Genomic DNA, 14995 nt, shown 5'->3' on the forward strand with positions numbered 1-14995 from the left:
GGCGCAGGGCAAGGCTGAACACGAGCGAACGCAGCATCGCGGCGGCGCTAGTGGCGCGGCCGATACAGTTCGCGCCAGGCGGGAAGCCGCTCGGCGTAGGCATCCATCAGCCCGGCGGCAGGTTCGAACGTCTCGACGCGCTGCGGCCGCGTGCACACGGCGGCGATTGCCTCACCCGTGACAGCAAGCCGCCCCAATCTAGCCGCACCGAACGCCGCGCCGGTCTCGCCGCCGGCAAAGCGATGGATCGGAACATTCAGCACGTTTGCAAGAACCGAGAGCCAGAATGGCGAGCGCGATCCGCCGCCGATGGCGTCGGCTTCCGCAATCACGATGCCGGCATCCGCGAGCGCGTCGCGGCAATCGGCCAGTGCGAAGGCAACGCCTTCGAGCACCGCCTGCACGATCGCAGTGCGATCGGTGCCATGGCTCAAGCCGTCGAGCATGCCGCGCACCGCGGGATCGTCGTGCGGCGTCCGCTCGCCCGCAAGATACGGCAGGAAGCTCACCGGCGACGGCGCCTGCGGGCGTGATCCCAGCGGCGCCAGCAACTCGGCCTCGGTGACGCCGAACAGGCGCGCGGCCCAGGCGAGGCAGGAGGCGGCCGACAGGATCGCGCCGGCCTGAATCCACATGCCGGGGATGGCGTGGCAGAACGTATGCACCGCGCGATCCGGATTGGCGGCGATCGCGGCGGTCGGCGCCAGCAGCGCACCCGATGTTCCCAACGTGACGAACGCGGTTCCCGGCTGGACCGCGCCGATGCCGACGGCGCCCGCCGGATTGTCGCCGGCACCGCCCGCGATCACCGGCTGCCTTGTCATGCCCCAGCGCCGCGCGAGTTCGGCGCGCAGCGTTGCGGCGGGCGCGCAGCCCTCGACCAGACGCGGCATGTGCTCGCGCGTCAGGCCGGTCGCGGCCAATGCGGCGTCCGACCAGTCCCGGCGCGCGGCGTCGAGCCATAGCGATCCCGATGCATCCGAGACGTCCTCGACGGCCTCGCCCGACAGCACCAGGCGCAAATACGCCTTTGGCAGCAGCACGAGCTTGGTCGCCGCAAAGATCTCGGGCTCATGCGTCGCGATCCAGAGCAGCTTTGGCGCGGTGAATCCCGGCATCGCCTTGTTGCCGGTCACCGCACGCAAGGCGGGCCAGCGTTGCTCCAGGATACGGCACTCCGCCGCGGCGCGTCCGTCGTTCCAGAGGATGCAAGGCCGCAAGGGTCTCAAGCTCGCATCGAGCAGCACAGCGCCGTGCATCTGGCCGGACAGCCCGATGCCCTCGACCGCCGCCAGCGCGCCGGCATGGCTCGCCTTCAGGGCATCCAGCGTGGCGAAGGTCGCCTCGATCCATTGCGCGGGATCCTGCTCGGAATGACCCGGCTGCGGCGAGGCGATCGTCAGCGGCCGGCTCGCGCCTGCAATCACGCGCTGGGCGTCGTCGACGAGAACGGTCTTGACTGCGGAGGTGCCGAGATCGATGCCAAGATACATGGATGCTTCCCGCTCACTTCGCCGCGTCGATCCAAGTCCCCGGCTCCGCGGTGCATCGGGCCAATGCGGCGAACGATGATGGCAACATCGGCGGGTAGATCATCGCGACATCAGAGATCTCGACAGCTTTGGAAAGGCTGCCGAGTTCAACCTCTGACGCCCTCACACCACATCAAAACTGCGAAAACAACCCCATGCACAGTAGAACGGGGTTTGTTTTTGCTGACGAATTTCCAGCGCGAAACTCACCCTTCCGGGCTCGCCGCTGGCGCGGCCTCTTCGAGATGACAGGCTACCCATTGCTCGGGTCCGGCTGCGCGAAGCACCGGCTCCTCAGCCCGGCAGCGATCGAACACGAGCGGGCAGCGGGTGTGGAAGCGGCATCCCTTCGGCGGGTTGATCGGGCTCGGCACGTCGCCCTTGAGGATGATCGGGTTGCGCTGGGCACCCGGCTCCGGCAGCGGCACCGCGGACAGCAGCGCCTTGGTATAGGGATGTCTGGGCGCGGCGAAGATCTCGCGGCGCGGCGCCACCTCCACGATCTTGCCGAGATACATCACCGCGACGCGGTGGGTCATGTGCTCGACGATCGCGAGGTCGTGGCTGATGAACAAAAGCGCGAGGCCGAACTCGCTCTGGAGATCCTGCAGCAGATTCACGATCTGCGCCTTGACCGAGACGTCGAGCGCGGACACCGCCTCGTCGCACACGATCAGCTCGGGCTCTGCCGCCAGCGCCCGGGCGATGCCGATGCGCTGACGCTGGCCGCCGGAGAATTCGTGCGGCCTGCGATTGAGCGCCTCACGCGGCAATCGCACGGTGTCCATCAGCGCTGTGAGGCGAACTTCGAGATCCTCGGCGGATTTGGCGAGGCCGAAATTGCGGATCGGCTCGGCCAGGATATCGCGCACCCGCATGCGCGGGTTGAGGCTGGAGAACGGATCCTGGAACACCACCTGCACGCGCCGGCGCATCTGGCGCATCGTGCTCGGCGCCGCATCGTCGATACGCTGGCCGTCGAGGATCACCTGCCCCGCGGTGATATCGAACAGCCGCAGGATGGCGCGGCCGACCGTCGACTTGCCGCAGCCGGACTCGCCGACCAGCGACAGCGTCTCGCCGCGCGCGATCTCGAAGGACACACCGTCGACCGCATAGACGAATTCGGACTTGCGGCTGAACAGCCCGGCCTTGACCGGAAAATGCTTCTTGAGGTCGTTGACCTGGAGCAGCGGAGGGCTCATGCCGCGACGGCCCCCTTGGCCGCGTAGTGACAGGCGGCGATGTGGCGCGGGCCCTTCTCTTCGAGCCCCGGCGCATACTGCCGGCACGGATCGGTCGCGAGCGCGCAGCGGCCGGCGAAGACGCAGCCGGCGATCGGCTTGCGCAGATCGGGCACCTGCCCCGGAATCTCGGCCAGCCGCCTCGCGGTGCCCGTCAGCGAGGAGCCGAGCCGCGGCACCGCACCCAACAGACCTTGGGTGTAGGGATGACGCGGGGAACGGAACAGCTCGGCCACCGGCGCCTCCTCGACCTTGCGGCCGGCATACATCACCATGACGCGCTCGGCGATCTCGGCGACGACGCCGAGATCGTGGGTGATCAGGATGATGGCGGCGCCGACCCGGCGCTTGAGGTCCAGCATCAGCTTGAGGATCTGGGCCTGGATCGTCACGTCGAGCGCGGTGGTGGGCTCGTCCGCGATCAGCAGCTTCGGATTGCAGGCGAGTGCGATGGCGATCATCACGCGCTGGCGCATGCCGCCGGAGAGCTGGTGCGGATATTCGCGCACCCGCCGCTTCGGCTCGGGGATGCCGACCAGCGTCAGCATCTCGATCGCGTGCGCTTCGGCGGCCTGCTTGTCGAGGCCCTGATGGATCATCAAGGTCTCGCGGATCTGGCGGCCGACGGTAAGGACCGGATTGAGGCTCGTCATCGGCTCCTGGAAGATCATCGAGATGTCGTTGCCGCGGATCGCGCGCATCTCGCGATCGGACAGCTTGAGGAGGTCCCTGCCCGCAAAGCGGATGCTGCCTGCGATCCGGCCCGGCGGCTCCGGGATCAGCCGCATCAGGGACATCGAGGTCACCGACTTGCCGCAGCCGGATTCGCCGACGATGGCCAGCGTCTCGCCTTCATTGACATGGAAGGATACGCCGTCGACCGCGCGGTTGATGCCGCCGGGGGTGCGGAAATGGGTCTGGAGGTTGTCGACTTCGAGCAGCGCCATTGCGTCAACCTCGGTCCATCACAGGCAACATTACAGGCAACATTACAGGCAACATTACAGGCAACATCACAGGCTCTTGGCCATGCGCGGGTCGAGCGCATCGCGAAGGCCGTCGCCGAGCAGGTTCACCGCGAGCACGGTGACCGAGAGAAACGCCGCCGGGAAGAACACGATGTAGGGCTTGACCTGCCACAGCGCGCGGCCCTCGGCCATGATGTTGCCCCAGGACGGGATGGTCGGCGGCGTGCCGGCGCCGATGAAGGACAGGATCGCCTCGGTGATCATGGCGCTGGCGCAGATATAGGTCGCCTGCACCAGCATGGGCGCCACCGTGTTGGGCAGGATGTGGCGCAGGATGATCATCGGCGTGCGCGTGCCGCAGGCGACCGCCGCATCCACATAGGGCTGCTCGCGCAGCGACAGCACGACGCTGCGGACGAGGCGCGAGACGCGCGGGATCTCGGCCACGGTGATCGCCAGGATGACGTTGCCGACGCTGCCCCTCGTCAGCGCCATCAGCGCAATCGCGAGCAGGATCGGCGGGATCGACATCAGCCCGTCCATGAAGCGCATCAGGATGCCGTCGGCCCAGCGGATGAAGCCGGAGACCATGCCGATGGCAAGGCCGGCAACGGATGCAAAGATCGCCACCGACAGCCCGACCGTGAGCGAGACCCGCGCGCCGTAGAGCACGCGCGAATAGATATCGCGGCCGAGCACGTCGGTACCGAACCAGAAATCGGCCGACGGCGCCCGCGTGCGTTTGGCCGGCGCGAGCGCGGTCGGATCGACCGACCCGAGATAGGGTGCAAAGACCGCGATCAGCACCAGCGTCAGCAGCAATGCGCCGCCGATCGCAACGGTGGGATGGCCGCGCAGGAATCCGAGGAAACCGCGCCGGATCGTGACCGGCCGCAGGATTTCGGGCAGTTGTGGTGCAAGCACGAACCCGGCTGGAAGCGATTGCGGATTGACGGTCGTGTCGGTCAATAGCGGATCCTCGGGTCAACGAGCGTGTAAATGACGTCGATCATCAGATTGACGAGGACGTAGACGAAGCTGAACAGCAGCACGATGCCCTGGATCACGGGATAGTCGCGCCGCAGGATCGCATCGATCGTGAGCCGGCCAAGGCCCGGAATTGCGAACACACCTCGGTCACGACCGCGCCGCCGATCAGCAGCGCGATACCGATCCCGATCACCGTCACGATCGGCACCGCCGCGTTCTTCAGCGCGTGAATGAACAGGATGCCGCCCTGACCGAGGCCCTTGGCGCGCGCGGTGCGGATATAGTCCTGCTGCAGCACTTCGAGCATGGCCGCGCGGGTGATGCGCGCGACCAGCGCGATGTAGACACAGCCGAGCGCGATTGCGGGCAGGATCAAATTCTCCAGCCACGGCCAGAAGCCCTGGTTGAGAGGCGTATAGCCCTGCACCGGCAGCCATTCGAGCGCTAGCGCGAAGATGTAGGCGAGCATGTAGCCGACCACGAAGACGGGCAGCGAGAAGCCGAACACGGCAAAGCCCATGATGACGCGGTCGATCAGGCTGCCGGCCTTCCACGCCGCCACCACGCCGAGCGGCACCGCCACCACGATCGTGAGCAGCAGCGTGACGATCATCAGCGACAGCGTGGGTCCGAGGCGCTGCCCGATCATCGCCGACACCGGCAGATTGGTGAAGATCGAAGTGCCGAGATCGCCGTGCAGGATCCGCCAGACCCAGCTTCCGAACTGGATCAGGAACGGCCGGTCCAGACCGAGGCTCTGGCGGATGCGCTCCACATCCTCCGGACTTGCCTGGTCGCCCGCGATCACCACGGCGGGATCACCCGGCGCGATGTAGAGCAGGCTGAAGACGAACAGCGCGACGATCGCCATGACCGGCAGGGTCGCGACGATGCGACGGAGAATGTAGGAGAGCATCTGGCCTCAGCGCGGCATCATGCGGATTTCGACACGCCCCAAAAGAACGGCAGCGGTCCCTTGGTGATGCCGGAGACGTTCTTGCGCCATGCCGTATAGGTCAGGAAGAAGCCGGTCGGCGCGTAGACGACATCCTCGAGTGCCGCCTTGTTGACCCGCCCGATCGCCGCCTTCTCCTCTTCGAGATTCTTGGCCTCGAACCAGCCCGCAATCTCCTTCTCGGTGTTCGGGCTGTTGGGCCAGCCGAACCAGGCCTTGTCGCCGTTGGCGCGGATGGCGGTGTAGGCAGCCGGCGTGATGCAGTCGGCGCCGGCGTGCCAGCTGTGGAACATGTTCCAGCCGCCCTGCCCCGGCGGCGTCTTCGCCGCACGGCGGGAGCCGACCGTGCCCCAATCGGTCGCGACAAAGTCGACATTCATGCCGAGCTTCTTGAGGAGGTCGGCCGTGACGTCGCCTTGCGCCTTCGTGATCGGCTGGTCCTGCGCGACCAGGCACGTCACCGGCTGGCCGGAATAGCCGCTCTCGGCGAGCAGCTTCTTGGCGGCGTCGAGATCGCGCTTGCCCTTCAGGATCTCGCCGCCCAACTCGCTGTAGAGCGGCGTGTCCGGCGTGAAGAAGCCAGGCAGCGACTTCCACAACGCGTTATCGTCGCCGACGATCGCGCGCATGTAGTCTTCCTGGTTCATCGCCATCAGCACAGCGCGCCGCGCGCGCACATCGTTGAACGGCGCGAACAGATGATTCATGCGGAACGAGCCGATATTGCCGAGCGGATCGCCGATATCGACGCTGATGTTCTTGTTCTTCTTCAGCACGGGCACGAGATCGGCGATCGGGTTCTCCCACCAATCGACCTCGCCGTTCTGCAGGGCGGCGGCGGCGGTGGCCGGATCCGGCATCACGATCCACTCCACGCGATCGACCATCATCTGCTTGCCGCCAGCGAGCCAGGATGCCTTCTCCTGGCGCGGCACGTAGTCGGCGAACTTCTCGAACACCGCCTTGGCGCCCGGCACCCATTCGCCCTTGGCAAACTTCATCGGACCCGAGCCGACATATTCGGTGATCTGCTTGAACGGGTCGGTCTTGGCAATGCGCTCGGGCATGATAAAGGAGCACGGCGCATTGTTCTTGGCCAGCGCGTAGAGCATTTTCGGGAAGGGCTGCTTCAAGACCCATTTGAAGGTGCGGTCGTCGACGGCCGTCAGCTCCTGCTGGATCGCGATGATCATCAGACCCATCGGATCGCGCGCCGCCCAGCGCGACAGGCTCGCGACCACGTCCTTGGCCAGCACCGGCTCGCCGTCATGGAACTTGAGACCGGGGCGCAAGCGGAACGTCCAGATCCTGCCGTCGTCGGAGGTCTCCTCGGACTCGACCATCTGGCGCTGCGGCTGGAGCGTGGAATCGATGCCGTAAAGCGTGTCCCAGACCAGCGCGGCGGCGTTACGCACGACATATTGCGTGCCCCAGATCGGATCGAAATTGGCGAGATTGGCCTGGGGCACGAAGCGCAGCGTGCGGGCCGATGCGCCTTGCGCGATGGCCGGGGCCGAGAGGCCGGTCAATGCCAGACCGCCCGCGCCAGCCAGTCCCTTCAATACGGTCCTGCGATCCATGAAGTCCTCCCAGTAATGCCGTGATTGCCGGCCATCGTTGGCCAAAGGCAGGTGAAACCAGAGCTCATTGGCTTGCAAATGGTATGCCACGAACCGGCCCTTCGCCAGCAGGATCTCATTGCGATTTGGACCGCCCCGGCATGCGCTCCGCGTCGGGATCGCGGCTGGTTCGCCTGGGTCAGACCATCAGCGAGAGCCGCAGGCGCCGCCAACCGATCACGACACCGGTCAGGGAGAACACGAAACCCAGCGCACAGAGCCCGACGATGAGAACATCGCGCAGAAGCGGGCGCGCCATGAGTATGGGGAAGTCGAGCGTGTGCAGCGCGCTGTAGAACCAGCGATAGGCGCGCCGCGACGCATCCAGCCGTTGCAGCACCTGGCCGCCGGCACCGTCGATGTCAAACCAGAGATCGCCGCAGCGGACGCGAAAGACGGGAGCACCGGCGACGTCGGAATGTGCAGGATAATCGTCGTGTCCGGCCAGGACCGACGGCGTACTGCATCCAGTAGCGAGCCGCACCGCCAGCCCTTCGACCTCGCGCGCAGTCAGAAATTCCGCGCGGGAGGCATCCCCTGCCATGGCCAGGGTCTGGACACCGAGAGCGGAGCGATCGCGGCGATAGAGTTGGCCGCCGAAGGCGAACCATTCAACCTCGCGGACCGGCGACGCTGTCGGCTCTCGATCGAATGACGGAGCCGCCGTCCAGTCCGGTGCCGCGTTCATCACGCCGGCTTCGGTAGGGCTCAGCTCTCCGCGCGAGAACAGCCGGCCGTGATCCATCGAAAGCCAGCCGCTGAAAATCCAGGTCAGCACGAAGACCGTTGCCACAAGGCCAACGAGGTGATGCAGCGCATGCCAGCCGCGGTAGGGCGTCGAGATCATGCAACCTCGCATTCTGACCCGTACCATTCCGAGCACCGCGCCCAGCGCAGCCGCGAGCAAGGCCAGCAGCGACAGCGTCCAGACAACGCGATCCCACAGCGACCAATTGCTCCGCAGGGACGTGGGATAGATCCAGTGCAGCACAGCGCCGGCCCAATTCCAGCCGCGCTCGCCTCGCGTCGTATCGAGGACGACCTCGCCGGTGCGCGACGAGACATAGACCTCCGTTCCAGCGGCATCGCCGAGCGCGATGCGAAACAAGGGCCGGTGGCGGTCAAAGCCGTTCGGCACGCTCCACTGATCGTAGTCTTCCAGCGCCACGATCCCGGCCCGCGCGGCATCGAGCCCGCGGCGGCGGGCGTGATCCTGCGCGATGGCCAGCGCGAGATCGGCGGACGTCAAAGCTGCGTCCTGCCCGTCGGCGGCCCGGACCGCACGGACGCGCGACGGCCCCGACACGATATAGACCGATCCGCCGCGCCGCTCGACCAAACGCACGCGCGTGGCATCGATGACCCCGCTCGCGGCGACCGCATCGGCGATCGCGATCCTCGTCTCGGCATGCTCCAGCGGCGCGAGGCCGGCAAAGCGCTCCGCTTCCGTCAGCGACGGAAACGGAACGAAGTGCATCACGATGCCGGTCGAAAACCACATCGCGAACAGCAGGCAGAACGCGATGCCGAGCCAGCGATGCAACAGGACGACCGCGCCCATCATGCGGTCAGCGTCCTACCATTTGAACGTCGCCGAGAGTTCATAGGTGCGCGGCGCGCCCAGGAGGATCTGGTCGGGATAGAACGGATCGCCCCAGATCGCATAGCGCTTGTCGGTGATGTTGCGGACGCGGAAGGTCAGGCGGGCCTGGTCGACCGCGCCAAATACCGTCTTGGGGATGTCGACGAAGGCATAGACGTCGGCGACGGTGTAGGCCTTCATCGTCACCACATTGGCATCGGTGTTGTAGCGGTCGCCGACATGGCGGCCGGTGATGCCGAGCTCCACCGGCCAGGGCGTGAAGAAGCGCCAGGACGCGCCGGCATTGGCGACGATGCGCGGCACGTTCGGCGGCGTGTTGCCGGAGAACGAGCCGCCGGCGAAATTATAGTCGGCATAGCGTGCATCGACATAGGCGATGTTGCCCCAGAGCCGCAGCGGCTCGATCGGACGCAACGACGCCGCAAGTTCGACGCCCTTGGACTCCTGCCGCCCGGCGATATTGAGCGCCTGGCCGCCGGCCGCGGCATAGACGTTCTTGCGCACGATGTCGTAGGCCGAGAACGACCACTCCGCCCTGTTGTCCCAGAACAGATGCTTGACGCCGGTCTCAAAGGTGCGTGCGGTGGTGAGGTCCAGCGGCTGGGTCGGCGACAGCAGGAAGATGTTGTTGGCCGAAACGTCCGCGCCGGTCGCGTACTGGCTGAAGAAAGTCAATCCGGGCACCGCCTCCCAGGTGTAGCCGACGCGCCCCGTCACAGGCGCCCAGTCCTTGGTGTACGGGAAGCCCACTTTCTCCAGGCCGCTCTTGTCGGTCGAGTTGCGATCGAGCCCGATATGCTCGATGCGGATGCCGCCGATCAGCGCGAAGGTCCGCGTCAGCTTCAGCCGGTCCTCGAACGACAGGGCTTCGTTGTCGATCCGCGCAGTCTGCTGCTGCGTCGTCAGCAAGCCGTAGAAGCCTCTGACGGGATCGACCAACGAGACGGAATCGCCGGGGAAGTTTGCCGCGCCCGGCCTGACGAAATCGAGATAGCTCGACGACAACGTCGTGACCAGCCGATTGTCGAACCCGGCAATGTTCGTGTCCCAGACCAGGTCAGTAATGTTGCCGACGAGACGTTGGCTGTGTGCGACGTAGAAGCGCTCGCGATCGACCAGGTTCGTTGCGGAATTGAACGCCTCGACCTCGTTGTTGAACCAGCTGCGTTCCGCGCCATAGCCATAGGCCTGGCTTCTCAGCGTGAGATCGGGCGCGAGCTTCAGCTCGAAGCCGCCGCGCAGCCAGACTTCCTGCGCGACATTGCGGTTGTCGAGAACGTTGTAGTTGGTGTTGAAGGTGCGGTCGTCGATGGTGACGGCGCCGAGATTGGTCTTGTTGTAGTTCGAGACGTAATTGCCCGAAACGATCCCGCTCGTCGCATGCGAGCCGCTATAGGCGATCGGCACCAGCGGCGCGCCCCAATAGGCCTTGCCACGATCCTCGCGGTACTCGATCGCACCCCAGACCTTGAGGCTGTCGGAGATGCGGTAGTTGAGCTGGCCGGACACATCCAGCATCTTGGTGTTGGTGTCGGCAAAGCCGTTGAGCGCGGCGCGGCTGATGTCGAAGCGGTAGTCGAGGCCCTGAACGTTGGTGCTGCCGCCCGAGCCATAATGCGCGCGGAACGAGTTCAGGGAATCCCAGGAGAAATCGGCTTCGTTCCGGATCGGTCCCGTATGCGGCTGCCTGGTGACGAAATTGATCGCGCCGCCGGCTGCGCCCTCGCCCGAGATCAGCGAGGCCGGGCCTTTCAGGAATTCCACGGCCTCCAGATTGGCGGTGTCCATGATCCGCGAGGTCATGTTCTGCGGGCCGATCTTGATGCCGTTGTAGAGCGTGTTGATCTGGCTGTTGGTGAAGCCGCGCATCGAGAAGGCGGAGGGGTCCGCAGGATTGTCGCCGGAGGTGACGCCGACCGCGCCCTGGGCGACATCGGAGACGGTGCGGTAGCCCTGCTCGCGCATGGTCTCGGCCGAGATCACCTCGACGGTCGCGGGCGTCTCGCGCACCGTCAGGCCGAGCCGCGATGCGCTTTCGGCCACCGCATTGGAGTTGAGCGGCGTCGGCGCCGCCGCAGTCGGGGCGACGGGCTTGGGCGCTGTGGATGCCGAGGCGGGCCTGCGCGCCGCCGCGCGGCGCGGGCTTTGCGCCTCCCGGCCGGTTGACCTGGCTGGTTTGCGGGATTGGGCCGGCGACACCTCGACCGGCGGCAGCGGTTCGCGAACCTGCTGCGCCAGCGCGGCGGGCAGATCGAGCACGGCCAAGGATGTGAGGGCGGCGGAGGCAAGCAGGACGCGGCGTGGTCGTAAGATGCAAACAGGAGACACGGCACAAAACCTCGGTATGACGTCAGTGGCACGTCACAGCGAACGAGGTCTCACCTTTGGCCTTGCAGCCATCCGATGAAGCCGAATGTCTGTACTCCCCGACCGACATCTTCGCGTGTGACCACGGCTGACGGCAGGTCTCCTGGCTCGCGGGTCATCACCACTTCGTCGCCTTCCCGGGACCGAGGACCCAGTGGCTTGTGACGAAGGATTATCCGCTCACAGTTGCGGGGGCAGCCGCGGCATTGGGGACAATGTCCCCGCACCGCATTCCCTTTTCATCCCCTCTCGGGGAAACCGTCGCGAGCATCTAGGATTATCGTCACAACGGAGTCAATGTGCAGTTGCGGCGTTATTGCCACAGCGAACAACTTCCTCGGAGATGAGAGCATGGAAGGCGAGACCTTCCTCTGGCTGATACGACATGCGCCGGTCGATGGCGTCAAAGGGACGATCCATGCCGCCGATGCGCCGGCCGATCTCCGCGATCGTGCGCAGCTGGAGGCGCTGCGGCAGCGCCTGCCGCGGGACGCTGCGAGCTACGCCAGCCCGGCGCGGCGCACGGTCGACACGGCGCGCGCGCTGGGGCTCGAACCGAAGCAGGTCAGCGAATTCCGCGAGCAGGATTTCGGCGACTGGACCGGCCATCGGCATGACGAGCTCGCTGCCGAAGGCGGCGCGGCCTATGCGCAGTTCTGGAACGATCCGGCCGGCGGAAGGCCGCCGGGCGGCGAAAGCTTTGCCGATCAGGTCGCGCGCGTGCGGCTCGGTCTGTCGCGGATCGGAGCGGGACCAGCCACGCTGGTCGTGCATTCCGGCACCATCCGCGCCGCGCTGTGCATCTCGCTCGATCTCACGCCGCAGGCCGCCTTGCGCTTCGTGATCGAGCCGCTGTCGCTGACCCGGATCGATCGCCTCGCGGCCGGCTGGCGCGTCGTCTCGGTCAACCAGCGGATCAGCTAGGCCTGTCAGGCACATTGGCCTCTGCAAAGGTCGCCATGCCGTTGTGGAGCGCGCAGGCCAAGTGCACCAGCGGCAGCGCGATGGCGGCACCGGATCCCTCCCCGAGCCTGAGATCGAGGCTGATCAGCGGCTGCACGTTCAAAGCGCGCAGCACCAGCCGATGGCCCTGCTCGGCCGATTGATGCGACGGCAGCAGATAGGGCTGACAGGACGGGTTCAGCCGCACCGCTGCGAGCGCTGCAACCGATACGATGAAGCCATCGATCAGCACGGGGATGCGGCGCTGCGCGGCGGCGATGATCGCGCCCGAGATCGCGGCGATTTCGAGCCCTCCGACGGCACACAGAACCTTCTCCGGCGCCGCGCCCGCAACGCCGTGACGCGCAAGCGCGGCATCGATCACGCGTGCCTTGTGCGCCCGGCCGGCCGCATCGACGCCGGTGCCGCTGCCCGCGATCTCCTCGGCGCTGATGCTAAGCAGGCTCGCCGCGATCGCCGCCGACGTCGTGGTGTTGCCGATGCCCATCTCTCCGAAGATCAACAGATCGGGCTGGCTGGCCTCCGCCCGCGCAACCGCGCGCTGGCCGGCCTCGAAGGCAAACGCCAGCTCTGCGGGCGTGAGCGCGGCCTCCACGCTGAAATCGCGGGTGCCATGGCGCGGCTTGTCGACGACGATGCCCGTCATTTCCTCGCTCGCCAGCGTGCCGGCATCGACCACCTCCAGGCGCGAGCCGAGCTCGCGCGCCAGCACCGAGATCGCAGCACCGCCGGAGGCGAAATTCGCCATCATCGCGATGGTGACCGCTTGCGGATAGGCCGACACGCCCTGCGCGACGATGCCGTGGTCGCCGGCGAAGACGATGATCGGCACGCGCGCGGCACGGGGCTGCGCGGTCGCCTGCTGGCCGGCGAGCTCGATCGCGAGCTGCTCGAGCCGGCCGAGTGCGCCGGTCGGCTTCGTCAGCTGCGCCTGACGCGCGATCGCCGCCTCGCGATGAAGCGCGGAGATCGCGGGGCAGTTCTGGGTGACCCATTCGGGGAGCATGCTGCCTCGCTTAACGCCTGCGCTTGAGAATATAGCTGTCCATGATCCAGCCATGCCGCGCGCGCGCCTCCTGCCGTGCGGCGACGATGCGCGAGCCGGTTTCGGCGAGGGCGCCGGACATGATGATCTGATCGGGCATGCCGAGATAGGCGCCCCAATAGATGTGAATCCCTGCCGGATCCAACGATTCGAATGCCGTGCCGCCGTCGAGCATCACCACCACGGTGTCGATTCCTTGCGGCCAGCCGCCTTCGCGCAGGCGCCGCCCGGTCGTGACCAGAAACGGCTCGCCGATATCGTTGAGCGGCAGCGCATGGGCCGCGCACAGCGCCTGGATCGACGTGATGCCGGGCACGACCTCGATTCTGGGCAAGGGGGCGAGCCGCCGCGCGATGCGCAGCGAGGAATCATACAGCGAAGGATCGCCCCAGATCAGCAGCGCAACCTTGCCGTTGCTTCCGAGATGATCTGCGATCGCCTGCGACCAGGTCGCGGCGACCGCATCGTGCCAGTCGTCCACGCCCTTGCGGTAATCCGCCTCGGCAGCATCGCGCACGGGAAGATCGAACTCGGCGATGGCTGTCGTGTCGCTGGTGAGCACATCCGCGCAGATCGTCCGCCTGAGATCGGCGAGATCGGATTTCGCCGTTCCCTTGCGCGGAATCAGGACGAGGTCGGCGGCGTTGATGGCCTGAACGGCGGCGCGCGTGAGCTGGCCGGGATCGCCGCAACCGATGCCGATCAGGGAAAGCGTGAGCATCGCGCGTCGGGGCGGCCATGACGGCCGCCCCTTGTCTCAGTCAAGCTGCGTTGTGCAGGCGCGGAGTGACGAGGCCGGGCGCGGTGACGCCGCGCAGCGACTTCGCCAGCGCCAGCACGGCGAGATCGGCGAGCGGCTCGATCACGATCACCAGCGCGTAGGACGCCGCGAACGTGGCGATGCTGGCGAGATTGCTCATCGCAAAGCCCGAGCCATAAAGCGCCCAGAACGCCACCCAGGCGATCACGCCGGCCTGATAGGTGGTCGACAGCGCCAGCGCCTGCCGATACTTCAGGTCGACATAGGCCGTGTTGCGCGGAATGATCCGCGAGGCGATCGCCTGGATCGCGAACAGCGGCACCAGCAGCGTCGTGACGTTCATGCCGTATTGCGGCAGGTCGACCGGCTCGAGCAACACACCCTGAAGCAGCAGGCCGAATGCGAGGCCGAAGGCTGCGGGCGCGGCACCGAACAGCAGGAACAAGGTCGAGCCGAGAATGAAGTGCACCTCGGAGACGCCGACCGGGAAGTGCGGCAGGATCTCGAAGAAGATGAAGACGAGGATCGTGGTGGCGAGCGTCCGGCCTGCGAACGAGCCGAGGCCCTGCTCGCGCACGGTTTCGGCTGCAAGCTTCAAGGCAACGCCGCCTGCGGCGATGCCGGTTGCGTAACTCAGCACGAGCTTGGCGCCCGTCACTAGACCGGGTTCGATATGCATGGTTCAGATCCTTCCTGCCGTCACACCCGACGGCCTTGGCCTCAAAACGTGCAGGGCCGGTCTCCTGGCTCGCGGTTCACTGGGTTCTCCGGCCTTCCCGAACCTTGCGGCCCAGTGGCTGATCGAAGTCCCTCACCGCTTACAGTCGCGGGGGCGGCTGGGGTTTTGGGCGCCGCAACTTGGTCCGCCCATCCCCATTCCCGATTATGCTCCGGCGCTTTGCGCCGCGTCGAGCACCTTGCCGCTCCTGTGTGCCCCTTTCGGCGCGCC

At 66.5% G+C, this 14995-nt stretch carries 11 protein-coding genes, 1 pseudogene and 2 riboswitches; of the genes and pseudogenes, 1 reads left to right on the forward strand and 11 read right to left on the reverse strand.

Going from position 1 to position 14995, the window contains the following annotated elements:
* Positions 1-47 precede the first annotated feature (47 nt).
* The 8 genes and pseudogenes from xylB to ACETMP_RS11555 all read right to left on the reverse strand — a co-directional run bounded on the left by xylB (position 48) and on the right by ACETMP_RS11555 (position 11239).
* Positions 48-1493 (reverse strand): xylulokinase, encoded by a 1446-nt coding sequence (gene xylB / locus ACETMP_RS11520; RefSeq protein WP_375161037.1) that lies wholly within the window; start codon positions 1491-1493, stop codon positions 48-50.
* A gap of 245 nt (positions 1494-1738) precedes the next feature.
* Positions 1739-2737, reverse strand: a complete 999-nt coding sequence (locus ACETMP_RS11525) for an ABC transporter ATP-binding protein (protein ID WP_375161038.1) — start codon at positions 2735-2737, stop codon at positions 1739-1741.
* Entirely contained in the window at positions 2734-3723 is a 990-nt protein-coding gene (locus tag ACETMP_RS11530; RefSeq protein ID WP_375161039.1) for an ABC transporter ATP-binding protein, read from the reverse strand. Before ACETMP_RS11530 ends, ACETMP_RS11525 begins: the two co-directional genes overlap by 4 nt.
* 66 nt (positions 3724-3789) lie before the next feature.
* Complete coding sequence (locus tag ACETMP_RS11535) at positions 3790-4713, reverse strand: ABC transporter permease (RefSeq protein ID WP_375161040.1); 924 nt, start codon at positions 4711-4713, stop codon at positions 3790-3792.
* A pseudogene (locus ACETMP_RS11540) lies at positions 4710-5650 on the reverse strand (ABC transporter permease). Before ACETMP_RS11540 ends, ACETMP_RS11535 begins: the two are co-directional and overlap by 4 nt.
* A 17-nt stretch (positions 5651-5667) precedes the next feature.
* Positions 5668-7269: an ABC transporter substrate-binding protein gene (locus ACETMP_RS11545; protein WP_375161041.1), complete on the reverse strand. Its 1602-nt coding sequence runs from the start codon at positions 7267-7269 to the stop codon at positions 5668-5670.
* Positions 7270-7447: 178 nt separating this feature from the next.
* On the reverse strand, positions 7448-8872 hold the full coding sequence (locus ACETMP_RS11550) for a PepSY domain-containing protein (protein ID WP_375161042.1): 1425 nt from the start codon (positions 8870-8872) through the stop codon (positions 7448-7450).
* Between the two features lie 12 nt (positions 8873-8884).
* The gene (locus ACETMP_RS11555) at positions 8885-11239 is read right to left on the reverse strand and encodes a TonB-dependent receptor (protein WP_375161043.1); all 2355 of its coding nucleotides are present in this window, start codon (positions 11237-11239) and stop codon (positions 8885-8887) included.
* Positions 11240-11353: 114 nt separating this feature from the next.
* Positions 11354-11556: riboswitch (cobalamin riboswitch) on the reverse strand.
* A 73-nt stretch (positions 11557-11629) separates the two neighbouring features.
* On the opposite strand from ACETMP_RS11555, the gene ACETMP_RS11560 reads away from it, so the two are divergent.
* Positions 11630-12202, forward strand: coding sequence for a histidine phosphatase family protein (locus ACETMP_RS11560; RefSeq protein WP_375161044.1), 573 nt, complete (start codon positions 11630-11632; stop codon positions 12200-12202).
* Here the strand turns inward: ACETMP_RS11560 and cobT are convergent.
* From cobT to ACETMP_RS11575, 3 genes are read right to left on the reverse strand one after another with little or no spacing between them, the layout of a single operon-like run.
* Entirely contained in the window at positions 12195-13247 is a 1053-nt protein-coding gene (gene cobT, locus ACETMP_RS11565) for a nicotinate-nucleotide--dimethylbenzimidazole phosphoribosyltransferase (protein ID WP_375161045.1), read from the reverse strand. The genes ACETMP_RS11560 and cobT overlap by 8 nt on opposite strands.
* Positions 13248-13257: 10 nt before the next feature.
* A complete protein-coding gene (gene cobF / locus ACETMP_RS11570; protein ID WP_375161046.1) occupies positions 13258-14007 on the reverse strand; it encodes a precorrin-6A synthase (deacetylating) in 750 nt (249 codons plus the stop codon).
* 40 nt (positions 14008-14047) lie between these two features.
* Positions 14048-14725, reverse strand: coding sequence for an energy-coupling factor ABC transporter permease (locus tag ACETMP_RS11575; protein WP_375161047.1), 678 nt, complete (start codon positions 14723-14725; stop codon positions 14048-14050).
* Between the two features lie 36 nt (positions 14726-14761).
* Positions 14762-14981, reverse strand: a riboswitch (cobalamin riboswitch).
* Positions 14982-14995: the final 14 nt, after the last annotated feature.

Origin of the sequence: Bradyrhizobium dasycarpum (assembly GCF_042019905.1) — a bacterium.
GTDB lineage: Bacteria > Pseudomonadota > Alphaproteobacteria > Rhizobiales > Xanthobacteraceae > Bradyrhizobium > Bradyrhizobium japonicum_B.